Genomic DNA, 25,125 nt, shown 5'->3' with positions numbered 1-25,125 from the left:
CTATTTGCTTTCCTTCAATTCTTGAATGCGTTCACGAACACCAGCAAGTTGGTTTTCGTAATCGGCTTTCTTTTCTTTTTCCTTGTTAACAACAGCTTCTGGAGCATGAGCAACAAAGCCTTGATTTGAAAGTTTCTTTTCAGCACGTTCAACTTCACCCATCAAACGCTCTTCTTCTTTCTTCATCTTAGCAAGTTCTTCATCAACGTTTACAAGTTCAGTCAATGGAACAAAAATTTGAGCGCCAGTAATCACAGCAGTCTTAGCAAGTTTTGGTGCTTCAATATCACTTGAAACCGTCAAATCTTTAGGATGCAAGAAGTTTTCAACGTAGTCAACATTTTCATCCAAAATGCGTTTATTCTTTTCATCATCAAGCTTAATCATAATGTCAATTTGACTAGACATTGGTGCATTAACTTCCATACGGATATTACGCACAGCCTTAATAACTTCAATTAAGAAGTCCATATCTTCATCTGCCGCTTCATTTTCAAACTCTTTATGTTCAACAGGATATGAAGCAGTCATAATACTTTCGCCATCATGAGGCATTGAGAGCCAAAGCTTTTCAGTAACAAATGGCATGATTGGGTGCATTAAACGCAAAATTTGATCAAGAATCCAGATCAAGTTTTCTTGTTTTCTTGCCTTAAGCTCTTCATCATCACCATTTAATGCAACCTTAGAAATTTCAATGTACCAATCACAGAAGTCATTCCAGATAAAGTTATAAAGAATACGTCCCGCTTCACCAAATTGATATTCATCAAATAAACGGTTAACTTCCTTTACAGTATGGTTAAGACGGTCAAAAATCCACTTATCAGCCAAATCAAACTTAGTAGTATCTGGCATATGAGCAGGCTTTGCATCGCTTGGCAAGTTCATAATTACAAAACGACTTGCATTCCAAATCTTGTTAATAAAGTTCCAAGCTGAATCCATCTTAGTATAACTAAAACGAGTATCTTGACCAGGAGCGGTACCATTTAACAAGAACCATCTAAGAGCATCAGCACCGTACTTGTCAATAACGTCCATTGGATCAATTCCGTTACCCAAAGACTTACTCATCTTACGTCCTTGTTCATCACGAATCAACCCATGCAAAACAACATCTTTAAATGGGCGTTCCTTAGTAAAGTGAAGACTTTGGAAAATCATTCTAGAAACCCAGAAGAAGATAATATCATAACCAGTAACTAATGCATTAGTTGGGAAGTAACGCTTAAAGTCGCTACTTTCAGTATCAGGCCAACCCATAGTTGAAAATGGCCAAAGAGCACTAGAGAACCAAGTATCTAATACATCTGGATCTTGTTCCCAGTTTTCAATATCCTTAGGAGCTTCAATGCCTACATAAGTTTCACCAGTCTTCTTGTTGTACCAAGCAGGAATTCGGTGGCCCCACCATAATTGACGAGAAATTACCCAGTCATGAACGTCTTCCATCCAGTGGTTGAGAGTTTGTTCAAAACGTTCTGGAACAAAGTTAACTTTATCTTCGCCCTTTTGATTTTCAAGAACTTTTTCAGCAAGTGGCTTCATCTTAACAAACCATTGCTTAGAAAGACGAGGTTCAACTTGAACACCTGAACGTTCAGAGTGACCAACTGAGTGAACAATTGGTTCAACCTTAATAAGGTAGCCTTCCTTCTTAAGATCTTCAACTAAAGCATCACGTGCTTCAAAACGATCCATACCAGCATATTTACCAGCTTCTTCGTTCATAGTACCATCATCGTTCATAACATTGATTCTTTCAAGATTATGACGATTACCTACTTGGAAGTCATTAGGGTCATGAGCTGGAGTAATCTTAACAAGTCCAGTCCCAAATTCTGGATCAACATGTTGATCTTCAATAATTGGAATGTGACGACCAACAATTGGCAAAATAAGTTCTTTACCTACAATATCCTTGTACCGTTCATCACCAGGAGCCACGGCTACTGCAGTATCACCAAACATAGTTTCTGGACGCGTTGTTGCTATTTCTACAAAACCACTACCATCTGCAAATGGATACTTGATATGGTAAAAAGCACCCTTATCATCCTTGTGAATAACTTCAATATCACTAAGAGCTGTTTCAAGCTTTGGATCCCAGTTAATGATATATTCACCACGATAAATAAGACCTTCATTGTATAATTGAACAAAAACTTTCTTAACAGCCTTTGAAAGTCCCTTATCTAAGGTAAAGCGTTCACGTGAATAATCAAGTGAAAGACCAAGCTTAGACCATTGGCTCTTGATGATATTTGCATATTCATCTTTCCAGTCCCAAACTTGCTTAACAAAAGCTTCTCGACCCATTTCATGACGGTCTTTGCCTTGTTTACGCAATTTTGCTTCAACTTTAGCTTGAGTAGCAATACCAGCGTGGTCCATACCTGGAAGGTAAAGTGTGTCATAGCCTTGCATACGCTTCAAGCGAATCAAAGTATCTTGAATTGCTGTATCCCATGCGTGACCCAAGTGCAACTTACCTGTTACATTTGGTGGTGGAATAACAATTGAATATGGGTGAGCCTTCTTATCACCAGATGGCTTGAATAAATCTTCATCAAGCCAAGTTTGATATCTACCCTTTTCAACCTCTGTTGGGTTGTATTTAGGTGCTAAATCTGTCATTAAAATTCCTCCATAAAAAAAGTCCTAGACTTATTGTCTAGGACGATTTACTAACCGCGGTACCACCTAATTAGTTAGATGTTAAAAACATCTCTCTTAATAAGACAATAACGGCGTCTGAAGTGTCCGGACTTGCCTACTTTTGGTTCAACAAGTCAGCTAATCAAGCTACAAGTCAACTTCTAATTGGCTCTTCTCAGCTCTAGAACCCTCTCTGTTAAATAATGAAGCGACTACTCTTGACTAATTGCTTTGTCTACTATTTTAGCATGATGCCCTTTAAGAATAAAGTAGATTGATAAAATTATCTCAAATCATCCTTCAACTATTCCTTTAATAGAATCATAATAATTTAGTCAAATTATTATTCTAACTTATCCATTATTTCTTCAGTAAGATTTTTATCATTTTTGTACTTGTTTGTAAACTTTTTAGCTATTTCAGAACTTTTAAAGTAGATTCCGGAGGGTACACCACTAACATTAACAAGACATGGTATTCCCTCTAAATTAATCAGCTCATATCCTGTAGCATCAGTTTGTGTACCAGCCAAAGTATACGAAATATGAGTTCCACGCGGCTTTTCCAACATAATATAATCATTTTTATGCTCTTCTTTAAGTTCCTTTAGCGACTGTGAATCACTAGGAGACTTTGCCAAGTAATAAAGTTTTTTGTTGTCAATAGTACTCGTTCCCAAATTAACTCTTTCATCTAATTTTGATGATAGTAGCCCTGCCGCATACCAAGTTCCTTGCATTGCAGATGGAATTTTTACTAATGGAAGATTACTGTATTTACCAGCTAAATTTGATTTCTTAGTTGATGAATTTTCACTATCCTCATCCCTCTCACTAGAAGAACTTGATGCTTCATCTTCATCATCAATATCATCTTCATCTGATTTTCTTACAATTAATTGCTCAGCTAAATCATCAACTTTTCGTTGTTGATCTGCAGTTGAATAATACCTATTGATTAAGTCCGAAATAGAGTATTCAACTGTCTTTTCAGGCGCATCAGCTGCATCTTTTGCATTATTTACATCTTGGAACTTGACAATAACTTTTCGTCCTACTTGTTTAAAGAAAATAGCTGACGGACCATCTGCACCCATCTGCAATTGATGAAACCCATCTTCACTTTCTTCATAATAATCTGGATTATTAGTTCTTTTATTCATCTGAATTTCTTCAGTAAAATCACGGTCTCCACTATGAGCAAAACCAACCAAAATAGCTAATTGTGTGTTAGTCAAACTCACACCAGATTTACTATTGATTTTTTTCATTACTGAAGCAGAATTATTATCCTTCATCACGGTCTTATAAGCTTTAACAGCGTTAACTGTACCAAGATTTTTCTTACCATCAGCCAGTTCCAACGTAGCTTTGGCAGGCTCTTGTTCATTACTAATTGTGAAAGCTACTTTATCATTAATAATATAGACATTGTTTCCTCTTGCTGCCTTCACTGTATAACCATTCAGATTATATGATTTGTGTTTAGTTACTCTTATTCCGGAATTAAGTGCTTCATCATAGACTTCATTCCAAGCATGATCCTTAGGATATTTAAAATGCACATAAGCAAGAGTCATCCCTGCTAGTTTTTTCTTAGACATGTGATTGATTGCAACTGCGGCTTCTTGATCTTGATGAAAATCATAAATAAATATTCCACCAATAGCTATAATTATCACAATTATAATACTAATAAATGTCCACATTAGACCTTTTTTATTAAAATGCTTTTTTGTTTTTTGTGGTTGCGAAAAGGAGTTATGATTGTTAGTCGGTTGTGAAACTGGTTTTGTAGTTTCCTTTGCTCCAAAGTCATGCCCACAATTTGGGCAAAAGCGGGTATTTTGGGGAACTAGCTTCCCACAATTTGGACAGAATTTATTCATTTATTCACCTCGCACCTTATCATTAAAGTCGTCTAAATGAGCATTATTATATTTAAAACCTGCTAAAATTTTATCAAGATCTGCTTTATATGATTTAAAATTATTTACTAAAGTTTTTTTATCATATTTTTTCTTTTGACCAGATACACCGCCTCCATATGGCTGACCTATAACATATTTATCTTCGATAGTATATCTTTCATATTGACTAGTGGATGCATTAAATGCTACATAATAATAATTATCTGACGGATTTTTAACACCAGTTAAATAATCATCGTTTGGTGCATCTAATTTTTGAGCAAGTAATTTTTCAACACGATTAATTTCTTCTTGAGGAGTACCTTTAGCAGATAAAAAGGCAGCTACTACATATTCTTCATTACTAAATTCTTCATCAGAGTCATTAGATTTTTTGTCACTCTTAGCAGCGTCACTATTATTATCTTCTTTCGAATCAGAATCCCCATTCTTAATATAGCTAGTCATTTTCTGAATTTGACCTTTATAAGAAGAAAAAGTATCTTCTAGCTTATCCTTATCAGTAGTTACTTCATCGCCATTATCAGCTTTGACTTTAACATCATTAGAATCGACATCAACATCAACACTACCAAACTTATTGGTTAACGTGTATGAAGTGTCTGAATTTCTATCTACTTTTAAATCACTATTAGCAATATCTTCGCCAACATCTTCTACCAAATCTGAAGTTCCACTAATATGGCGACTTTCAACATAATTATCATGTGCATAAGCCATGTAACCCATAAGCATCCATTCATCAGTTGAATAATTTGAATCATTTTGACTTGCTGATTGATTATCACTTTGATCAGCATTTTGTGCAGCATTGTTTGTTTTCTTAGCATTTGCTTTATTACTCTTATGAGTTAATACAGAAGTTGCTTTTGAAGCTTGGCTATTTTTTTGATAAATTACAAAACCAAAACCTCCAGCAATCGCCACAATAATTATTGCCATTGCAATAATGAAAGCTTTATAATTTTTAAACTTCTTTGGCTTTTTAGACACTTGTTGTACAACTTGTTCTGTCATATTTTGACGTGGACTAACTTTTGATTCAATCTTAGTCCCACATTTGGGACAGAACTTAGCATTTGGCTTTAATGAATTTCCACATTTAGGGCAAAAATTCTTCATTTTCTTCTCCTTGCATTATAAAAGCTGAGCTTTCACTCAGCTTAACATCATCTAAAATTATTGTAATCCTAACATCTTCATCAAATCTAAATATGGACTAATATCCACATTTAAAATGCTTTGAAATTGACTAACCATTTGTCCCTTAACAATTTCCCATGCAATAAAGACTATAACTACCATAACAATAATATAAAGAATAACTCCATAAAAATAATCTCTATTAGTTTCTGGACCATCTTTAATGCAAAATGCACATGCAAATATAAATAACCAGTTAACTAATGTTAACAATCCAAAAAAGGCTAATTTATAGTTCATTGGATTCATAAATAATACAAGCGATATAGCAATTACTAAAAAGACTGAAATATTACTTAATTGAACTATTTTATTAATATAGTCAAAAACCGAAACAGTTTTACCATGTACAAATTTATTTATAAAATATGAAGCTGCAATTAAACCAATTACAGAAATAAATACGAATAAGAATAAATCAAATCCAAGACCATGAACTAATTGTGTAATTTTATTTTGAATGTATTGAGATACACCAGAATAATCTGAAGTTGCAACTTGATCAGAAACTTTTTCATAAGTTATCTTTTTAATTGCAGACATCCCAGCAAATGAGAACAAAATCATTTCTACAAGTAAAGTAGCAATCCCATACCACTTCTCACCTTGTTGCTGCGCACTTGGAGTCTTCCAAGAAGTAACAAACCATTTCCAAAGACTTTCTTTATCAAAGTTTTTAACTGCAGTTGTAATTTGTGAAGAAACTTTTGAAAAAGTATCATTAATTTGTTGTGGTTGCTGATTAGATTGAGGTTGTGAACTTTGAGGTTGACTAGCAGCTTGTTCAGATTGAATTGTATTTGAATCAGTTGATTGAGGTTGTTGTGAAGGCTGTACTTGTGATTGAATCTGTTGTGGTTCTGCCTTTACTTGTGGTTGAGGTTGTGGATTTACTGGAACTTGAGGAGCAGGTTGCTCTACTGGCTGTGCCCCATCAAGTGGAACATCTTTAATATTAGTACCACATACCGTACAAAAGTTTACATCGGCTTCCATTTTAGAGCCACAATTTGGACATGTTTTCATTCTTATTCCTCCAATTAATCATCATTGTCTGTCTTTTTTGAACTAATTAGCTTACCATTACCTAAGTAATCAATCTTGTACTTGTCACCATCTTTTTTAACAGTGGCACCTTTATATTCCATTACTTGAGTATTAGTATAGTCATCATGGTCAAACTTATAAGTGACTTTATAATCTACCTTACTTGTTTCATCTGCTGCTGGAGTAATAGATTCAACTTCAACTTCATAATCTACATTTGAAATATCATCATTATCATCAAATCCCTTCTCCATCTTCGTAATATCCTTGTAAGTAGTATTACTTGAGCCATTTACAAAGTCATCGGAATCAGGATCATCAAAAGTATCTTGGAACAAACTCTTAGCATCATCATCACTAATCATTCCAGGCCATTCTGGAGTTACAACTACATCATCATCTGAAGTATCAACTTGATCTGATGAACCATTGTAATTATCTGAAACAGCTTCACCAAAATTATGAATAGTAGTCGATGGTAAATCTTTCTTTCCTACTTTAGTAGTTACATAGAAATCCATATTCTTAGTGATTGGATAATTTTCAAAAGTTACCTTACCATCTTGTCCTACTGTGCCAATTTTCTTATCATTAATGAAAATATTAGCATCTGGAATACTCTTAACCATGAAAGTTTGTGTTTCAATCCCCATGTCGATATCTCCTTTTGAGACATCAACAGTTGAAGAAGCTTGCAAGTCACGTCCAGAAATTTTTGATTTAACCAAAAAAGTATACTTACCAGCTAAAAGTCTGTTTTCTTTATTGTAGTAATTATTATCACTATCATCTAAAAACTTACCAGACTTATCTCCATTAATATAAAGCACAGAATCAGCATGATTAGTGGTTACTTTAGGTTGATAAGTTTGTACTTTAAGCTGATATTTTGGAAACAATAAGAAATACTTACCATTTTCAACTAATTCACCATTAGTAACTGAATTTTCATCAGTTAAATTTGATTGTAATTTATCTGATTTTTCAGTATTAAGTAATTTTTTGTAAGGTTCAACAGATTCGGCTGTTATCTTGACATTTGAATCATCTGCAATCACATATTTAGACAAGTCGCTATTTGAAGACTTGACAGCATTTACAATTCTAGCAATTTGATGATCTCTACTATAGTATTGGTTACCAAATATATATAATCCAATGAAGATTACGGCAAAAGCAGCAACAATTGACCAAATGATTTTGTTCTTTTTGCTCATTGGCTTATGTTGCACAGGCTTGCGTTGTACGCTTCTAGTTGGCATTTGCTGAGGTGCAGATTGAGGCGTTTTTGGAGCAGTATTTTGAGTAATTTTTGCTCCACAATTTGGACAAAAAGCAGCGCCATCTTTTAAAGGTTTACCACAATTTGGACAGAACTTTTTCACATTATCCCACTTTCTATATCACTTAATTAAGTTTAGCACCACAGTTAGTACAAAATTTTGAATCAGTAGTTACCTTATTACCACAGTTTGAGCAGAACTTAGTATTTCCTGCTTGAACATTATTAGCAACTGAATTAGTAACAGGTGCAGCAGTATTTTGACTTCTAATCGCATCAGCAATTACTTGTGAACTCATTTGAGTTGCATTAATTTGACGATCAGTATTCATTCTTACATTAGTATCATCCTGACGTTGTGCAATACTGTTATTAATTTGATTTGCAAAATCTCTAATTTTAGTACTTTCAAAAAAAGGTACAGCAATAGTTTGCATAATACCTGATTTTTCAAAAGTTAGACTGGTTTTAATCCCAGATAGGAAACAAAGTACTCCAATTAATAAAATAATTAATCCACCTAAAAATGATGAACTGAACATTCCGAATCCCAAAAACGCAAGAACTATACCTAAGAACATAGCACCTAACTTATATGAATTTGAAACTGCTACATTTGTAATACCAGTTAATGGAACGTTCTGCATATTTTTTCCTGCTGGAATTAATCCCCATAAGACAGTATTAGGAAGATCAATATGTACAAAACGACTATCAACCTTTAATACTCCCTTTACCCAAAATGCTAATAAACTTACTGAAAACTTATCGTTTTCATTTGCAGTGATGTTTGATTCGACCATTGTACTTTCTACTCCTTCTATATCACTTTAGATTTGACCAATTAAGCAAAATGTTTAAGATTTGCTTAAATAATCACAGCAAATCACATTGTAGTCCACCTATTTTACAAAATCTACAAATCTGCGAATTCGAAAGTTTTATTTTTACAAAAAAAGAAATTGGCGTATTTAGGCCAATTTCTTTAATAGACTAGTTTTAATTAATCATCATATTCAACCAAGTACGAGTTAGGCATATCATCAGGATATCTTTCATTTAACTTGTTTTCAGGAAGTAATGTAGTATCTGAAACTTTAATATATCCTGAACTAAAATCATAATAGTATTCTCCATTATACTTAATCACTTTAGTATAATCGTCTCCATCAACTTGGGTCGTACCATCAATCCAAGTATCTTTATCTACATTATCAATTTCGCTTAGCTTTATATCAGGAGTTTTCTCTGGATCTAAAGTATTTTTATAAATTGAAGTTCTTTGGTTTACCACAATGTAAAGATTAGTATCATCCTCTTTACCTCGTTTAATTAATTCGTCATTATATTTTTTTAATTGTAAATCATTTCTTAAATCTACTTTACTTGTAGATGACTCATAGTTTGCTGGCTTAAATTCAAAGTCTTTAGCAAGAAAATATCCTGTAAGAGTTGGATCCACGGAATCACAAGATTTTATATAATAATTACCTTTTGAGCCTTTAAATACTCCCTCTGGATCTACCAATCTTGTTCCTTTATATATTTCTCCAATTTCATAATCATTTTCAGGAATTCTATCTATATCACCTTTATATGAATTAAAAGGTATTATCGTATCCGTAGCTTTTTTAGCTACAATATAACCATTACTTTCAATCCAATTCATATATTTCTTATATTCAGCTTCATTTTTATATGATGCTGGATCAATTGCACTTGAAATATTTTTCTTAGTATTCTTCTTTGGCTTACTCATTGCTTTCTTTGGAGTAAAGTTAGCAGCTACAACGTATTCGTTCTTACCAGTTTGAACGTACTTCTTCCCCTTAATAGTCTTGAAACCAAGAATCTTAATCTTCTTACCCTTTTTTAAGCTATGCTTTTTAATATGCTTACCTTTTGAGTTATAAATATAAGCATTACGGGCAAGCTTTTTAGTCTTTCCTTTTACTAAACTAGTCTTCGCAGCGTCAACAGGATTACCACTTTCAACTGCAATAGTTGCCAAACTTGTTGAAATTAAAGCAACTCCTGCTAAACTAATTAATACTTTTTTATTCATTTATATATCCTTACTACATTAAAACATTAACGGAAATTATATTTCATTTTTTCAGCATTATTACTACTAATAGTAGTAAATGTTACATCATCAGCCTTAACATAAAATTGTTGAGGTAATGATTGCACAATTCCATCTTTATCTTTCTTAAGTTTAGTTCCTTCGAAGTTATAGTAATAAGTTCCCTTATATGGGAAAGCATCTACTAATCCTACTACATATGGATCATTAGCTTCTGGTTGAATAGCAATTACTCTATTTGGGGTAACAGACATTTTTTTAGTTCCCTTCATAAATGGATTCATTTGTGAAAATGATTCATATTGTGAATCATCTTTTGGAAAGTATAAAGTTGTCTTTTTCTTAAATTTAATAGCTAAATGTTTATTAATATTTGCCTTAGGATTTACATCATAATTAACTGGAAAAGATTTTTTCTTAAATAAATTATGATATTTATTATATTTTGAGTCTCTTACTAAAGGTTTTATATCCTTTATATTAATTCTTGCACTTTTAGTATAAATATCTTCATCAATTTGTCTCTTATAACTAAAAGTTAAATAATATTGACCTTTTATTTTTTCTACAAATGCTTCATCATCAATATTGTACAATATTCCTTTTTTAAAGGTTCTATTGTTTTCATTATTCTTGCCAAAGTAAATCTTCAAATCCTTAAGCGGAGTAATATACTTTACATGACTATATAATTTATCATATTCATGCAAAGTCTTAGGATGGATATTTAATCCCTTTTTCTTTTTACCTTTTGTTGCAGTAGTCTTCGCAGCGTTAACAGTATTACTACTTTCAACTGTAATTGTTGCCAAACCTGTTGAAATCAACGCAGCTCCTGCTAAGCCAATTAATACTTTTTTATTCATCTATCTATATCCTCACTTTTTATCTTTTCATATTCTTCTCAACAAATTTAAAATCAGTAGCTGGGAAATAATAATATCCTAAGCCTATATCAGGAAAACCTTGGAGATAATATGTACCGTCAGAGCTTTTAAGTACACGAGCTAACTCCAAATCAACCTCGCCGAAATCACTCACTTCTTCTCCAGCAACTAATGAATTTACACTCTCACCTTTTTCTATTGGATGAGCAAAATTAGCAGACATATCCCAAAGTTCTTTAGGATCTTTACCAAAACCATCTTCATTTTCATTTCCTGGATCTTGGATTGCTCTAGCAGTAGTGCCTTTAATAGCAACAATATCGCCCTTACCATCATTATATTTTTTTACCCACTCCATATACTTCTTGTATTCAGGTTCATTTGCATATGATGGGGCTTTTTCTTGATATGAATCATCTTCATTTTCAGTTGATGGAGCTACCTTTTTTGAAGTATTTTTCTTAGTGTTCTTCTTTGGCTTACTCTTTGCTTTCTTTGGAGTAAAGTTAGCAGCTACAACGTATTCGTTCTTACCAATTTGAACGTACTTCTTACCCTTGATAGTCTTGAAACCAAGAATCTTAATCTTCTTACCCTTTTTTAAGCTACGCTTCTTAACACGCTTACCTTTTGAGTTGTAAACATAAGCATTGCGAGCAAGCTTCTTAGTCTTTCCCTTTACTAAGCTAGTTTTCGCAGCATCAACAGTGTTGCCACCTTCAACTGCAATTGTTGCCAAACCTGTTGAAATCAACGCAGCTCCTGCCAAGCTAATTAACACCTTTTTATTCATGTTTGTTTCCTCACTTTTCCAAAAATAATTTACTTACTGATGATATTCCTAATAAAATACTAAATCCACAAATTTTCGTATTCGAAATTATTTCTTTGACAAAATAAAAATACTCAACTCTAATCCCTTAAAGTTGAGTATTAATCTTATTTTCTAAATGTATCTTTCATGAAAATATTTTCAAAAGTTAACGTACGTCCTTTAACAGAAAGCGCACCATTAGAAGTTGAACTATATGAGCGAAGCCAAGTTTCTTTTCTAAATTCAAAACCTCTAGAATTAATATTATCAGGTGCGAGCCATCTATGCTTTGCAGCATATTTTTCAGCAGCATTTATCTTCTTAATTGAAAACTTTGCAACGTTCTTAGGAGTTTTATACAAAGTATATTTACCACTCAGTCCACGTTTACCACGTTTTTTAGTAAATATAATTGTATGTGTACCAATTTTTATTTTGCTGTATGGGTGCAATACATCTGACTTTACACCAGTATTTGGCATAGTTTTAGTATTTTTTAAATACCAAGTTCCACGCATTGCTTTGGGAGTCGTATAGAGACTTGCACCATACTTTGCTGCAGAAACTTTATTGGTATTAATTGATAATCCAAAAAAGATTGAAACAATTGTTAATAAAATTAAGTTAAATCGTTTTTTGTTCATTTTAAAATCTCATATAAATCAAAATTTCAAATACTTACTTGGAATCCATTGGTTCTTGCCATAAATCTTATAGCAAGTTCCATGTCCTTTGATGTTCTTCTTTTGATTCAACTTGTAAGTCTTGTGACCATAAACATAATGCTTACTGAACTTACCAGTTGAAGTGTAAGTACGTACTTTATGACCTTTACGTACAGTTACGTAACCACGTGCGTTTATTTTGGTGGTTGATGACGGAGCCTTTTTATTGGAAACCTTAATCGGAACAAATAATCCAATATCATTCGAATCAACATAGTTTCTCTCTGATCTAGGTGCTTCATCAGCTTCATAATAATCAGTACTAATCGGAATAATTACTTTGCCATCATCATTACTAAACGAAACATTACATGATAATAATGCAACATAATTTTTACCCAATTCTAATTTATCACTTTGATGTAAAACATTACCAAAGTCTGGCATACCATTATCCATAGCTGGAAATACATAAATCTTAACTAACTTATTAACTCTTCCAATGTTAGAAGTTACATCAGTAACTCTTTGACCAGCAAAACTTTTAACAGTTTGATTATTATAACCAACAATATAAGGCGTTTTTTTAGTTAATTTAATAAAAGAATAGTCTGAATCGGAATATTCTTTACGTGCATCTTGATAAAATGTATCATTAATTTGATCCATAGATGCTACTGAATCCGCCTTAACAATCATCGGACCTGAAACAAAACTTGTTGTAGCAATCGGTGCTACTGCTAAAAGTGCTGCTGCAGCTAATGCAAAATATCTCTTTTTATTCAAAACTTTTTTCTCCAAATAATTATTTCTTCAAAGCCAACTTGTTTGCCAATACCCATTGATTCTTAGCAGTTAATTTGTAATAAGTCTTACCCTTAATAGTCTTCTTTTGGTTAAACTTGTAAGTCTTCTTACCATAAACATGCTTCTTAGTTAATTTACCAGTTGAAGTATAAGTAGAAACTTTTGCATTCTTCTTTCCCTTAACAGTAGCTGTAACCTTAACTTTAATAGCCTTTGAACCAGTTACAAAGTTAGCAACTTTTACATATTGATTCTTAGCAATCTTGTAGAACTTCTTGCCTTTAATAGGTACTTGTTTGCCAAAAGTATCAACTGTAGCACCTTTCTTAAGCAAGATGTGCTTCTTATTCTTCTTAGCAAGCTTACCCTTACTAGTGTAAACATAGGCATTATGTACTAAAACTCGCTTAGTTGATGAGGTCTTAACAGTAGTCTTAGTCTTTGAATCTGAAACTTCTGCTGCAGGTTCATTATCTGACTTGCTTGAAGTAACTTCATTCTTTTTATCAATTGATGGATTAGAAATTGGAGTTGAACTAGAAATTTCAGAATTACTATCTACAGTAGAATGAGAAGTTGAAGGAGTCGTTGTAGAAGTGCTGGTTGATGAAGTGTCTTTTGAACTGTCACTCTTTGAAGATGAGCTTGCATCAGTAGCAGGAGTTGAAGGGGAAATGTTAGTTGTGCTATCTGACTTGTGATCATCTTTTGAAGTTGATGAGTTAGTATTATTATCTTTAGATTGATCTTCGTTAATTACTTTACTGCCATTTTTACCAACTATAAAAGTTACAGGATCACTACTTATGCCATAGTTTTCATAATTTTTAAAATCTTTAACGTTTCCTAATTCGTCATGAGCAACCATGTAACCATCACTATCAGTTTGTTGGGTATGTGTTTTTCCTCTATAATTATCAGTCCAAGTGTACCAAGTATTTGGTTTTAATTGTGAAATATTTCCACCTTCAATAGTGTAAGTATGACCCTCACGGAAAATATAATCATCAATATCTTTTTTATCTTTTGGACTGATTGAATCTCCACCATCAATACAATTTTGACGACCATTAGTTCCCTTAGTTAACAATTGACCATCAGCATAAAGATGAGCGCTATTTTCAACTATATCTACATTATTTTCATGGTTAATATCCATAAGATCACCAGCTTTAATGTTTGAAACATCATAGCGCAAGGTTAACTTTATTGGATTATCCTTACTATCACCTGGTTGACCCTTTTTAGCAACTTGAGTAGTACTGTCGGCATTAACTACTGCGCTATTATTTACAACAACTGGTGCAACTGCTAAAAGAGCAGCAACGATAGCTCCACTATATTTCAAAGATTTTTTCATGAATCTATATCCTCACTTTTCCAAAAAATCAATTTACGTAGATGATAATATTCCAAATAAAATGCTAAATCCACAAATCTTCGTATTCGAAATTAATTTTTTGTATAAAAAATAGGACGCCTTTTAGCATCCCTTTTCTTGATTATCAATATCTCTAATAATTGAATAATATCCGGTCTCTTTTAAGTCTTGTACTATTCTAGCTTTTCTTGTTTTATCATGATTAACTAACGCTTCAAAATAATTAGTAAGTAATTTCTCTATTCCAATTGCAGGCTCAATAGGCAATGAATGTACCGCTTCAATTGCAGTTTGATAATATTCTTTTGGTGCATCATAGTAGTAGCAACACATTAAAAAATTAACTCCTAAATACCCCAATGCTTGTAAAGTAAATGTATCATTGGAAGGGTGATTTTTAAACGACTGAAAAGCTTTTTTAAAGAATATATATGAACTATCAATATCAAGCAAAACTACTACCTGACTTAAATATGTATAAGATACTTTATTCCATCTATTTTTACCTAATACAGTCTTTACTTTCCGCTTTAACTGGCTTGACACTCTACTATTAGAATGTAATACCCAAGCATAAGCTATCTCTAACTTTCTCTTTACAGTGGAATAGTCAAGCTGATTACCCCCCCATTTTTAATTTCTTCTGAAATTCTATCTAGTTCTTTAATATCTTTTTTATTTTGTGCAAAAATAATCCTACTAAGCAATTCAAAACTTGGCTTACTTTCTCTTTTTTGATGAGCAAGTTTAGTAAAAAAATCTACTATATCAAAATTATGTAAAGATAAAATATCTATCAATAAATCTGCATCAATTTTGTGAATTCCATTTTCTACTTTAGAATAAAATGATTCTGAAACTAAACCACCTGTCATTTCTTTTTGAGTTAATCCATTTTCTAGTCTTAAAGATTTCAGAGCCTCACCAATTGTCATAAAATCTCCCCTCAAAATACTAATTCATTTCTCCAAAAGATATTATAACAAAATTTTAAAGCCCAAATAAAAAAGCCTCTTTTGAGACTTTTTCATTATTTTATTTTTCTACTTAGAAGTATAATCCAATATACTAATAATCCAATCCAACCAAGAATTGTAATAATAAGTAAAATCCAGAACCAAGTTGCAACCTTAAAGCTTAAAGTAGCACTATTTTGTCCTTTTCGAGCTAATATTTGCGGTTGACCATTTTTAATTAGTTTTGGAGAAACTTTTTTACCATTCAATACTAATTGAGATTGTTTATACATTATTAATGGCAATATCATCTTTTTAGCTTTTTTGCTCTTCCACGTAATAGTTAACTTACTACCTTTAACACTATGTTTAAACTTTTTACGTGCTTTAATAACATAATTTCCATAAAAGTCATTAGATACTGGTTTTGGCAAATAATCTGGTTCTGCATGACTTAGGTTTCTAAACAATTCACCATTATTAGTCTTGCGAGTAAGACGTCTGAATTTTTTGCGGTTTTTAGAAATAGTATAATAACTATCCATGCTAACCACACGCTTGGAATTAGCATATGTATTTGCATAGCTATAATTCATAGCAACACTACTACCTAAACCTTCAAAAATTACAATTAAAATTGCAAAAAGGATAAAGTTTCTCTTTACTTCCCGATAATTTTTTTGCTCCCAAATTTGAGTTGCACTAATTCCAAACGCCATCAGCATTAATGGAATTGCACCAACAACTAATCTATATGGAAATTGAAGACTTGATCCTAGATTTGCATATTTAGCCTGAATTGCATCCCATGGCATTAATTTTGAAGATACTACAAAAATCATTAAGCTCCAAATAGTTGCCAATGTATTAAGATGAGACTTTTTAAAATAGCGCAGAAGATATATGAATTGAAATACCATCATTAAGAAAAATCCAAAACCAATGTGTCCATGTTGATAAAAGCGCCCCATTAAACTGGTGTGAATTGCATGGATTCTTAATGAATAGATATTTGGTGTTGCAATTTTATTTGAAGCATAAACATATATAAACGCACCCCAAATATTTGCTGTTAAAACAACTGCAACTCCTATAGCCTTTATAATATCAATAACTATCTGCTTTTTATTATCACTTTCAACAAAACTGTATATTGCAAATGGAATCAAAGTTACAGCTAAGATTACAGTTGACAACAAATGTACTTGAGCAACTACAGCCATAACAATTCCTAAAGTTAGCCAATGAATTGGACGCTCTTTATCCTGCATCATATTGACAGCTTGAATCAAAACATATGGCGCAAGCGCTGCTCCCCATGCCATAAAATTATTAGCACGCATCATTCCAATAATGATTCCAAACTGCAAATATAAAATTGCTAATAATAAAGAAATAGTTCTATTAACTTTTCCTTTTAAGCCTAATTGATACATTCCAATTCCGCCAACTAAACATACAGCTATATTAGTTAATAGCGAATAATTATACCAATTACGACAAAGTATTAAAGCAAGACCATTTAAGTAAGCAAATAATGGACCATATAAAGCATTAAAAATTCTTCCACACTCATTAAAGCCATAATTCATCTGGAAATACGAAAAATTACCAGTTTTAATTTGCATACTAGCATCATAAAATCTTGAAAAATGCAAAAAACGATCACTCGTAATAAAAGTCGCATGTGCTCTAATTTGGTAACGCAACATAACATAGGTTGTAAGCAAAATAACAAGATAAGGTAATACACTTAAACCAACTTTATCCCACTTTACTTTTTTTATTTTCAAACTTTTCCCTCCACTTTTTGTAATACTAAATAATTTTATGCTTTTATAAATTAATAATCTACAAACTTTCTAATTCGAAAATTTTATTTTCATAAATAAAAGAAGCCACTTTCGTGACTTCTTTTTATATTTCATTTTTTACTAAACAATTCTTTATGAGAACCTAAACGAATAAATCTGAAAACTTTCTTTTTATTAAATTCAGTATAAATAACTACTAAATCAAGCCTTCCATCAAAAAGATGAAAATCCATATTCCCATAATAAGGCAATGTAGGATCATTTAAAGAATGCGGATTATAATCATCTGGAATATAGCCAAATTCTAAAATAAAATTTACAATAGCTCTCATTTCCTATTGAAGTTCAGGAATTTGTTTTTTCCATCTTTTAACATCAGCTTTAAATTCTCAATCATAATGAATTTTCCATTCTTTACTTGTCACCGAATAAGTCCTCCATTATATCCTGAGCATTATCAAACTCTCTAGCAGTATTTGGAATTACACCTTCTTCTTCAGCATATGCTCTAATAATTGCCTTACGAGTCTTCTCATTAAGAGTTATATTTTCAATATCAGGCTTTGATTTTATTTCAAATGGAACTTTCCCTTGAATTAAAAATTGCTTAGCAGCCAAAGTAAAATAACCATTCAAGGTTAAACCAACCTCATCTAATTTTTTATTTAATTCTTTACGAAGGTCAGAGTCTAATCTAATTGTAGAAGCTGTTGTAGTCATAATATTCATCCTTTCTGGTATCTATTTGATACTTAAATGATACCATGTTTTGCATTATTAATACAAAAAGAAGCCACTTTCGTGACTTCTTTTGAGGGTAGAAATTATTTTTTGAATTATACTTTATTATCTATTTTTTCAAAGAGGAAAAAGATTATTTCTTTAAGTTAAGCTTACTTGCAGGAACCCAATCATTCTTACCAGCAATCTTGTAGTAAGTCTTACCATTAATTGTAAGTTTCTCATTGAACTTGTAACTCTTCTTGCCAAGTACGTAATGCTTGTTAAGTTTACCGCTGCGTGCATAAGTCTTAACCTTACTATTCTTCTTAGCTTTGATGGTTGCAGTTAAGTGAATGACCTGAGTTGTAAACTTAGCGTTAGCTGCCTTAATAAATTCATTCTTACCAACTTGGTAATACTTCTTACCTTTGATAGTAACAGTCTTCAAAGCCTTAACAGTTTTACCACGCTTAATATAGTTAATCTTAAGACCTTTTCTTACAATTTTACCGTTTTTGTCATAAACAAATGCAGTATGAGTAAGTTTAATTGATTTAGCAACTGATTTCTTAGTAGTCTTATTAACTTTCACATTGCCAGCCTTGATAAATTCATTCTTACCAATTTGGTAATATTTTTTACCCTTAATAGTAACAAGCTTGCCATTAATCTTGGCACCCTTCTTGTAGGTTACAAACTTGCCATTCTTCTTAATAGCTTTACCATTCTTATCGTAGACACGAGCTTTTTGACTTAAAGTCTGCTTAGCTGTTGATTTAGCTTCATTCTTAGTTGACTTCTTGGTAGTTGTATTAGTCTTGATATTGCTCTTTGAAGCTTCCTTATCTTGAATAGTTTTCAACTCATTTTGTGCTTGGGTAAGCTTGTCTTGAGCAGTCTTAAGTTCATTTTGTGCTTGATCATAATTTGCTTGGGCAGTTGCAACAGCATTATCTGCAGAATCCTTAGCAGCTTGTAAGTCCTTAAGCTTAGCTTCATCCTTAGTTAAAGCATCTTGAGCGGTCTTGAGATTATCTTTGGCAGTAGCTAATTCCTTGTTAGCCTTATCTAAGTTTGCTGGAGCATTTTCAAGATCTGATACATGTTGCTCTAAAGTCTTGAGTTCATCTTGAGCCTTCTTAACTGCTTCTTGCTTGGCAGCAATGTCCTTGTTTAAGTCAGATTGGACTTTTTGCGCATTTTCAAGCTTACTTTGAGCTTGGTTAACAGCTTCTTGAGCGGTCTTAACTGCTTCTTCTGCCTTAGCTTGAGTAGCTGTTGCTGTTTGCAAATTCTTTGCCTTTTCTTCATTTGAAGCAGTTAATGCAGCAAGACGAGCTTGAGCAGAGTTTTGAATCTTTTGATCAGCTGTTAACTTTTGATTGATTTGAGTTTGCTTAGTAGTTACTTCACTTAATTTTTTAACTGCAGAGTCATAGTTTTCTTGAGCAATCTCGGCAGCCTCTGTCTTAGACTTCAAGTCATTTTGTGCATTAGTCAGATTGATTTGTGCAGTATTAGTTGTAGCTTGTTTTTTATTATAGTCATTAGTTAATTGGACTAATACGTTATTTTCGTTACTAATTGACTTTTGTAAATCCTTGATTTGGTCATCATATGAAGGAATAGCCTTAGTATCACCAAACTTAGTAGCATCTTTTACATTATTAGGGGAAACATTTAAGAAGTGAATTTGGAAAACATCCATTTGTGAAACAGGATCATAATAAAATGTAGTTATTGCTGAAAGATATTGCTTTGATTCAATAAAATCATCAGTTAGCTTACCATTATTTATATCATTTAAATCTTGTGTGAGTTTTTCAATTTTTGTATTTAGTACATCAATATTATGTAGGTTATAAACTTCTTCTTTACCATCATTAGATATAGTCGTTTGAGTTCCAGGCTCATTTTCAATATCTTTTTTAGCACTTTCATACATATTTTTAGCTTTGTTTAAGTATTCAATGCTATTTTTATTTACAGTGATTCCTAATAAACCACCAGCATGGCCCATTTCATAACTTTTATCACTATTTGGATCATCATAGCCGTTTCCATCTGGAAGAAGCATTGTTAAAATGGCATTATATACTCGACTTTTCAATTCGTTCATAGTACCAGTAGGATTAGCCTCATAACCATAGTTTGTAGTACTTAAATCTTCATATCTTTGCCATACTGATCTATCTGGTCTTTCATTAGACTCAAGTCCACTATTTTTAGATTCATCATTTATTCCAGTAGCATCATGCCAACCAGGTACCCATGATCTTTTAGCTAAATCAGTATTATATCTTTTAGCTATTTTTTGAGCAAAATCTACCATGGCAGGATTTACTTCATCATCTGATACTTTTAATCCTAATTGACTTCTAACTTTATTCAAAACATTAGTAGCAAATAATGATATATCTTGAATTTGATTCTTTGACATATCATTATAATTTATTGTTTCATTATCTTCTGATGATATATAGTTATTCTTACTACGAGCAGAATTTACATAATCAATATCATCTTGAGTTAACTTACCCTTTAAAGCATAATCCATATAAGCTTTTTTAAACTTATTAACATCCCCAAGATCAATAGTATTTATACTTATATTTTTCAAATTTAAAAGTTGATCCTTCAAGTTAGAAATATCTACATTCTTTGAATCTACCTTAGTTTTAGCTTCATCAGATGATTTTTTAGCAGTATCATAAGCTTTTTGAGCATCATTTTGCTTAGCAGTTGCCTCTGTTTTGGCCTTATCTGCTACTTGCTTAGCTTTATCAATATCATTCTTAGTCTTTGTAGCATTTTCGACATCAGTATCAATTTGCTTCTTGTCTTTGTTGTCTTGATCAACTGCCTTATTAGCTTTATTAACAGCATCCTGTGCTTCATTAATGCCTGTACCATTTAAAGCATCTTGAGCATTCTTGACAGCTTTATCAGCATCTGACTTAGCAGTCTTTTTATCATTTAAAACATTTTGCTTATCAGTTAAATTACTCTTAGCATCATTTACTGCTTTTTCAGCTGCAGGGGTTTTACTTTGAGCAGTCTTTACAGCATCTTGCTTCTTAGCGATATCATCATTCTTATCACTAACTGCCTTCTTAGCATTATCAATGGCATTTGGCTTTTTAGCTTCATTAACTAAGTCTTGGCGCTTTTCTTGTTCTTTTGTTGCATTATCAACCGCATCGCTCTTAGTTTTAACATCTACTCGGTCTTTTGCAACAACGTCTGCTTGAGTTGAATATGCATTATCTGGTGCTGAAGCATTGCTATTGGCAGAATCAAGTGAACTTTTGGCATCATTAACCTTAACTTGTGCATCGTTTACTGCTTTTTGAGCGCTATCAACATTAGCCTTAGCATTATCAACTGCAGAGTTAGCCTTAGCAGTAGTTCCTGATACTTGAGAATCTGCTTTAACTTCATCATTCAAATTTGCACTAGCCAATACAACTGTTGCAAGAGCTGCAGTAGCTAAACTTGTAATTTTAACCTTTTTATTCATGTCTGTATTACTTCCTCTAGTTTTTATTAACTTTTCCAAAATACAAAATACAAGAATAACAATATGCTTTTAATTTCTAAAAATCCACAAATCTTCGTATTCGAAAATTTTATTTTCAATAAAAAAATAGGGCTGCTTTAAACAGCCTTATTCTTAAATTATTATTTCTTATATCCTACATAATACCAGTTAGGCAACTTATTACCCATTGACTTACTTGGAGATGTTGAATACCCTGTTAACTTACTATTAACTGCAGTAACTTGATAAGCATTATACATTGGCACAACATAAGCTTCATCATTCATGTACTTTTGCCATTCATGGAATTTATCTACACGGTAAGAATGATTGAATGCTTTTTGAGAATCAATTTCTTTAATTAGTTGATTATTTTTCTTAGTTACAAAACGACCATAGTTCATTGGAGTCTTTTCACCATATACCATAGCTGGAGAAGGTTCAGTTGCTAAATTCCAAGCATTTATAAACATATCAATGTTTGAGTCATCGTGTTGAAGTTTATCTAAGAAGATATTTTGATCAAGTAAGCGATTATCAGTTAACTTAACATTCAAACCCATCTTCTTCCAATCTTGAATAAAAGTTTGAATTACTGGATTCTTGGCAGCATCTCCGCTTCCCATTGCAGCCAAGCGAATAGTTAATTTCTTACCATTTGGCTGAATACGATAAGTACCCTTCTTTTTATATCCCGCTTTATCTAGAAGTTGGTTAGCTTTTTTAATGTTATAAGTGTAACCCTTGATATTTTTATCAGAGTAATCACCAAATTGAGTTGGAATTAAAGTTGGAATTCTAAATGCAGCTCCATTACTCATCTTGCCATAAGTTCCTTCAATGTTCATTCCGTAAGCAATGGCTTGACGAAGAGACTTATTATTCATCTTAGAATTCTTATCCATTACGTTCTTGTTGTTTTCCCACTTACCAACTTTAAAGCCAAGATAAGTATATTGTGGGACTGTTCCCTTAACAAAATTAAAGCCCTTCGTCTTCTTTATATCATTCCACTTAGAACTTTGAACTTGAATTACGTCAAATTGATGTGCTTTAAGAGCTTCGGTCGCTGAAGTTGAAGAAACTACTGAAATTTCAATCTTAGACAATTTTGGTGTTCCACGCCAGTAATACTTATTAGGTACCCAAGTTACACTTTCTCCGCGAACAATATCTTTTACTTGATATGGGCCATAAAATAGTGGCTTTTTGCGAATTTTATCACTTGAAATAAGCTTATTAAATGAAACATCTTTCAAATAATGGTATGGAAGAGCAACTTCATGAATATAACCATTACCAGATTGCTTCATTCCTGGCTTCATTTCTTTAAAATGAATCACAATCTTGCGTCCATTAGCGCCATCTGGCATCTTAATTCCAGAAATCGTCTTACTCTTACCATTATGGTAATCTTCCATACCAATAATATTAGTTAAACTACCATTATACTTAGGATTTTGTGCTTCAGGATTGGCTAAAACTTCATAAGCATACACATAGTCACGTGCAGTCACTTGCTTGCCATCTGACCACTTAACACCCTTTTTAATATTAATAGTTGCAGTCTTAGCTTTTTGATCAAGCTTTAATGTTGCAGGACCATTATTGTTAAATACATAATGGTCATTCATACCAAAAAGGTCTTCAATACCGTATTGTGATACAGCAGTATCTACAGTTGTAGTCTGCAATTCTGTAATAAAAATCCCAGTAAATGGACTATCAGAAATAAGAGCGGTTTTTACAGTACCACCTTGTTTTGTGGGAGCTTCTGGAACAGAAGTTTTAAGTGCAGAAATCTCAGTTGGTTTTATGGTTTTAGTTTCAGCACTCTTATTGCTTTTACCACATGCAGCAAGTGTCATTGCTACTACTGAAAGCATAGTTGTACCCATAAATAACTTTGTTTTATTCATTTTCTCATCCCTACCATAGTATTTTGTATTTTGAAATAGTTTCACTTCTCCAAGCAATTATTATAGCAAAAAAGATAGAAATCAAACGTATGATTTCTATCTTTTTTCGTATTAGAAATAATAATTATTTTAACGATGATATTTAATTCTAGAACCAAAAGCCTGCCAAATTAAAAACTTACCACTTCTCTTCAATCCAAAACCATCCACTTGTGGAGCTGCTAAAGTAATACCAGTTCCATCTTTTTGTACCAAGTAAACTTTAGATTTATATGGAATTACAGAGTGTTGTGGAAACTTGTATAATGAATATCCATTAACTCTACGGCTAGAGATTTTTAATTTATTTCTTCCATGATGCCAAGTTCCACGATATTTCTTAGGCATTATATATGCCTTAAGATGATACTTACTTGCAAAACTTGCATTAGCTGTTTGCTTACTTAAACTAAGTCCCATTCCTAAAATTACTAACAAGCTCATCAAAAAAACAATTTTTTTCTTCATTATTATTCCTCCACTGTATCCTCAATAAGTTGATAATATCCTACTAACTTTAATAATTTAACAATTTCTTTTTGCTGTTGCTTATTATTTTTGAATAAGGCTGTATAATACTCACCAATAATTTTTTCTAATCCAATTGCTAAATTAGCTGGTAAAGATTTAAGCATAATTAATGCTCTATAAATATATTTTCTTTTTACTTTTTGGTGATAACAACAATTCAAAAAATTTATACAAATTTGACTAATAGCTTGAAGCGTATAAACATCCGTCTGCGGATCACGTTCATAAGCTTTAAATGCGGAATCAACTAGCTTATATGCATCCTCAATATCAAGCAATATTATTGCATGACTCAAAAACGTATACGAAAACTTATTCCACTCACATTTAGTTAATTGTCTTCGAACCTTCTTCTTTAACTGTATTGAAGCATGTGCATTTGAATGCAAAATCCACGCATATGCTTCCTCTAACCTTACTTTAAAAACTTCTGGAATATTACTTTTAAGATTTTCTGCAAGTTTATCTAATTTTGTAATATCTTTTATATTTTGAACAAATTTCAATTGATTTTCTAATTCAAAATATGGATTTTTTTTAGAATCTTGACTTAAAATTTTATCAAAAAAATCTTCCAAATCAATATGGTTTGCGACCAAAATATTAAGCAATACTTCTGCATCTATCTTATGAATATTGTGTTCAACTTTTGAATAAAACGATTCAGTTGTAAAACCAGCAACCATTTCTTTTTGTGTTAATCCATGTTCAAGCCTTACTGACTTCAATGCCTCTCCTATTGTCATTCGTTTTCTCTCACCTTTCCAAATGTCAACTTGATTTTATAAAGAAAAGAGTTGAGAGTCCACGAACTTTCGTATTCGAAAATTTGTTTTTTA

At 32.2% G+C, this 25,125-nt stretch carries 21 protein-coding genes; all 21 read right to left on the bottom strand.

The features are described 5' to 3' along the window. The 21 genes from FOD82_RS03520 to FOD82_RS03420 all read right to left on the bottom strand — a co-directional run bounded on the left by FOD82_RS03520 (position 1) and on the right by FOD82_RS03420 (position 25,032). The gene (locus tag FOD82_RS03520; protein WP_144355111.1) at positions 1 to 2,640 is read right to left on the bottom strand and encodes a valine--tRNA ligase; all 2,640 of its coding nucleotides are present in this window, start codon (positions 2,638 to 2,640) and stop codon (positions 1 to 3) included. A gap of 364 nt (positions 2,641 to 3,004) precedes the next feature. Beyond that, complete coding sequence (locus tag FOD82_RS03515) at positions 3,005 to 4,369, bottom strand: hypothetical protein (protein ID WP_242450194.1); 1,365 nt, start codon at positions 4,367 to 4,369, stop codon at positions 3,005 to 3,007. A 180-nt stretch (positions 4,370 to 4,549) separates the two neighbouring features. Beyond that, positions 4,550 to 5,713, bottom strand: coding sequence for a zinc ribbon domain-containing protein (locus tag FOD82_RS03510; RefSeq protein WP_144355109.1), 1,164 nt, complete (start codon positions 5,711 to 5,713; stop codon positions 4,550 to 4,552). Between the two features lie 57 nt (positions 5,714 to 5,770). Beyond that, positions 5,771 to 6,820, bottom strand: a complete 1,050-nt coding sequence (locus tag FOD82_RS03505) for a zinc ribbon domain-containing protein (RefSeq protein ID WP_144355108.1) — start codon at positions 6,818 to 6,820, stop codon at positions 5,771 to 5,773. A 14-nt stretch (positions 6,821 to 6,834) separates the two neighbouring features. Then, complete coding sequence (locus tag FOD82_RS03500; protein WP_144355107.1) at positions 6,835 to 8,226, bottom strand: zinc-ribbon domain-containing protein; 1,392 nt, start codon at positions 8,224 to 8,226, stop codon at positions 6,835 to 6,837. Between the two features lie 22 nt (positions 8,227 to 8,248). Then, positions 8,249 to 8,926, bottom strand: a complete 678-nt coding sequence (locus FOD82_RS03495; RefSeq protein ID WP_144355106.1) for a zinc ribbon domain-containing protein — start codon at positions 8,924 to 8,926, stop codon at positions 8,249 to 8,251. A 200-nt stretch (positions 8,927 to 9,126) separates the two neighbouring features. Further along, positions 9,127 to 10,188, bottom strand: coding sequence for an SLAP domain-containing protein (locus tag FOD82_RS03490; protein ID WP_144355105.1), 1,062 nt, complete (start codon positions 10,186 to 10,188; stop codon positions 9,127 to 9,129). 26 nt (positions 10,189 to 10,214) lie between these two features. Continuing rightward, positions 10,215 to 11,075, bottom strand: a complete 861-nt coding sequence (locus FOD82_RS03485) for a hypothetical protein (protein ID WP_144355104.1) — start codon at positions 11,073 to 11,075, stop codon at positions 10,215 to 10,217. Positions 11,076 to 11,094: 19 nt separating this feature from the next. Beyond that, on the bottom strand, positions 11,095 to 11,889 hold the full coding sequence (locus FOD82_RS03480; protein WP_144355103.1) for an SLAP domain-containing protein: 795 nt from the start codon (positions 11,887 to 11,889) through the stop codon (positions 11,095 to 11,097). 146 nt (positions 11,890 to 12,035) lie between these two features. Beyond that, positions 12,036 to 12,554 carry a hypothetical protein gene (locus FOD82_RS03475; RefSeq protein WP_144355102.1) on the bottom strand — a complete coding sequence of 173 codons (519 nt, stop codon included), beginning with the start codon at positions 12,552 to 12,554 and terminating at the stop codon, positions 12,036 to 12,038. Positions 12,555 to 12,572: 18 nt separating this feature from the next. Next, positions 12,573 to 13,361: a hypothetical protein gene (locus FOD82_RS09765; protein ID WP_186277708.1), complete on the bottom strand. Its 789-nt coding sequence runs from the start codon at positions 13,359 to 13,361 to the stop codon at positions 12,573 to 12,575. Positions 13,362 to 13,380: 19 nt separating this feature from the next. After that, entirely contained in the window at positions 13,381 to 14,742 is a 1,362-nt protein-coding gene (locus FOD82_RS03465; RefSeq protein WP_144355101.1) for an SLAP domain-containing protein, read from the bottom strand. A 123-nt stretch (positions 14,743 to 14,865) separates the two neighbouring features. After that, positions 14,866 to 15,216 (bottom strand): hypothetical protein, encoded by a 351-nt coding sequence (locus FOD82_RS03460; RefSeq protein ID WP_144355100.1) that lies wholly within the window; start codon positions 15,214 to 15,216, stop codon positions 14,866 to 14,868. 143 nt (positions 15,217 to 15,359) lie between these two features. Next, positions 15,360 to 15,698, bottom strand: a complete 339-nt coding sequence (locus FOD82_RS03455; RefSeq protein WP_144355099.1) for a helix-turn-helix transcriptional regulator — start codon at positions 15,696 to 15,698, stop codon at positions 15,360 to 15,362. A gap of 95 nt (positions 15,699 to 15,793) precedes the next feature. After that, complete coding sequence (locus FOD82_RS03450) at positions 15,794 to 17,512, bottom strand: cell division protein (protein ID WP_144355098.1); 1,719 nt, start codon at positions 17,510 to 17,512, stop codon at positions 15,794 to 15,796. 131 nt (positions 17,513 to 17,643) lie between these two features. After that, a complete protein-coding gene (locus tag FOD82_RS03445; RefSeq protein WP_144355097.1) occupies positions 17,644 to 17,865 on the bottom strand; it encodes a type II toxin-antitoxin system YafQ family toxin in 222 nt (73 codons plus the stop codon). An 82-nt stretch (positions 17,866 to 17,947) separates the two neighbouring features. After that, positions 17,948 to 18,253, bottom strand: a complete 306-nt coding sequence (locus FOD82_RS03440) for a damage-inducible protein J (RefSeq protein WP_144355096.1) — start codon at positions 18,251 to 18,253, stop codon at positions 17,948 to 17,950. Between the two features lie 154 nt (positions 18,254 to 18,407). Continuing rightward, positions 18,408 to 21,776, bottom strand: a complete 3,369-nt coding sequence (locus FOD82_RS03435) for an SEC10/PgrA surface exclusion domain-containing protein (protein ID WP_144355095.1) — start codon at positions 21,774 to 21,776, stop codon at positions 18,408 to 18,410. A 161-nt stretch (positions 21,777 to 21,937) separates the two neighbouring features. Further along, positions 21,938 to 23,716, bottom strand: coding sequence for an oligopeptide ABC transporter substrate-binding protein (locus FOD82_RS03430; protein WP_144355094.1), 1,779 nt, complete (start codon positions 23,714 to 23,716; stop codon positions 21,938 to 21,940). A 129-nt stretch (positions 23,717 to 23,845) separates the two neighbouring features. Further along, positions 23,846 to 24,223, bottom strand: a complete 378-nt coding sequence (locus tag FOD82_RS03425; RefSeq protein ID WP_144355093.1) for a hypothetical protein — start codon at positions 24,221 to 24,223, stop codon at positions 23,846 to 23,848. Between the two features lie 2 nt (positions 24,224 to 24,225). Next, positions 24,226 to 25,032, bottom strand: coding sequence for a helix-turn-helix transcriptional regulator (locus FOD82_RS03420; RefSeq protein ID WP_144355092.1), 807 nt, complete (start codon positions 25,030 to 25,032; stop codon positions 24,226 to 24,228). Positions 25,033 to 25,125: the final 93 nt, after the last annotated feature.

Source organism: Lactobacillus sp. LL6 (genome assembly GCF_007570935.1).
Lineage (GTDB): Bacteria > Bacillota > Bacilli > Lactobacillales > Lactobacillaceae > Lactobacillus.
This window is presented reverse-complemented; position numbering and strand designations above follow the sequence as displayed.

Bases quoted from the DNA above. Each gene is read 5' to 3' on its own strand.
- FOD82_RS03520 (WP_144355111.1), bottom strand. From the start codon at position 2,640: ATGACAGATTTAGCACCTAAATACAACCCAACAGAGGTTGAAAAGGGT.
- FOD82_RS03515 (WP_242450194.1), bottom strand. From the start codon at position 4,369: ATGTGGACATTTATTAGTATTATAATTGTGATAATTATAGCTATTGGT.
- FOD82_RS03510 (WP_144355109.1), bottom strand. From the start codon at position 5,713: ATGAAGAATTTTTGCCCTAAATGTGGAAATTCATTAAAGCCAAATGCT.
- FOD82_RS03505 (WP_144355108.1), bottom strand. From the start codon at position 6,820: ATGAAAACATGTCCAAATTGTGGCTCTAAAATGGAAGCCGATGTAAAC.
- FOD82_RS03495 (WP_144355106.1), bottom strand. From the start codon at position 8,926: ATGGTCGAATCAAACATCACTGCAAATGAAAACGATAAGTTTTCAGTA.
- FOD82_RS03490 (WP_144355105.1), bottom strand. From the start codon at position 10,188: ATGAATAAAAAAGTATTAATTAGTTTAGCAGGAGTTGCTTTAATTTCA.
- FOD82_RS03485 (WP_144355104.1), bottom strand. From the start codon at position 11,075: ATGAATAAAAAAGTATTAATTGGCTTAGCAGGAGCTGCGTTGATTTCA.
- FOD82_RS03480 (WP_144355103.1), bottom strand. From the start codon at position 11,889: ATGAATAAAAAGGTGTTAATTAGCTTGGCAGGAGCTGCGTTGATTTCA.
- FOD82_RS03475 (WP_144355102.1), bottom strand. From the start codon at position 12,554: ATGAACAAAAAACGATTTAACTTAATTTTATTAACAATTGTTTCAATC.
- FOD82_RS03465 (WP_144355101.1), bottom strand. From the start codon at position 14,742: ATGAAAAAATCTTTGAAATATAGTGGAGCTATCGTTGCTGCTCTTTTA.
- FOD82_RS03455 (WP_144355099.1), bottom strand. From the start codon at position 15,698: ATGACAATTGGTGAGGCTCTGAAATCTTTAAGACTAGAAAATGGATTA.
- FOD82_RS03445 (WP_144355097.1), bottom strand. From the start codon at position 17,865: ATGAGAGCTATTGTAAATTTTATTTTAGAATTTGGCTATATTCCAGAT.
- FOD82_RS03440 (WP_144355096.1), bottom strand. From the start codon at position 18,253: ATGACTACAACAGCTTCTACAATTAGATTAGACTCTGACCTTCGTAAA.
- FOD82_RS03435 (WP_144355095.1), bottom strand. From the start codon at position 21,776: ATGAATAAAAAGGTTAAAATTACAAGTTTAGCTACTGCAGCTCTTGCA.
- FOD82_RS03430 (WP_144355094.1), bottom strand. From the start codon at position 23,716: ATGAATAAAACAAAGTTATTTATGGGTACAACTATGCTTTCAGTAGTA.
- FOD82_RS03425 (WP_144355093.1), bottom strand. From the start codon at position 24,223: ATGAAGAAAAAAATTGTTTTTTTGATGAGCTTGTTAGTAATTTTAGGA.
- FOD82_RS03420 (WP_144355092.1), bottom strand. From the start codon at position 25,032: ATGACAATAGGAGAGGCATTGAAGTCAGTAAGGCTTGAACATGGATTA.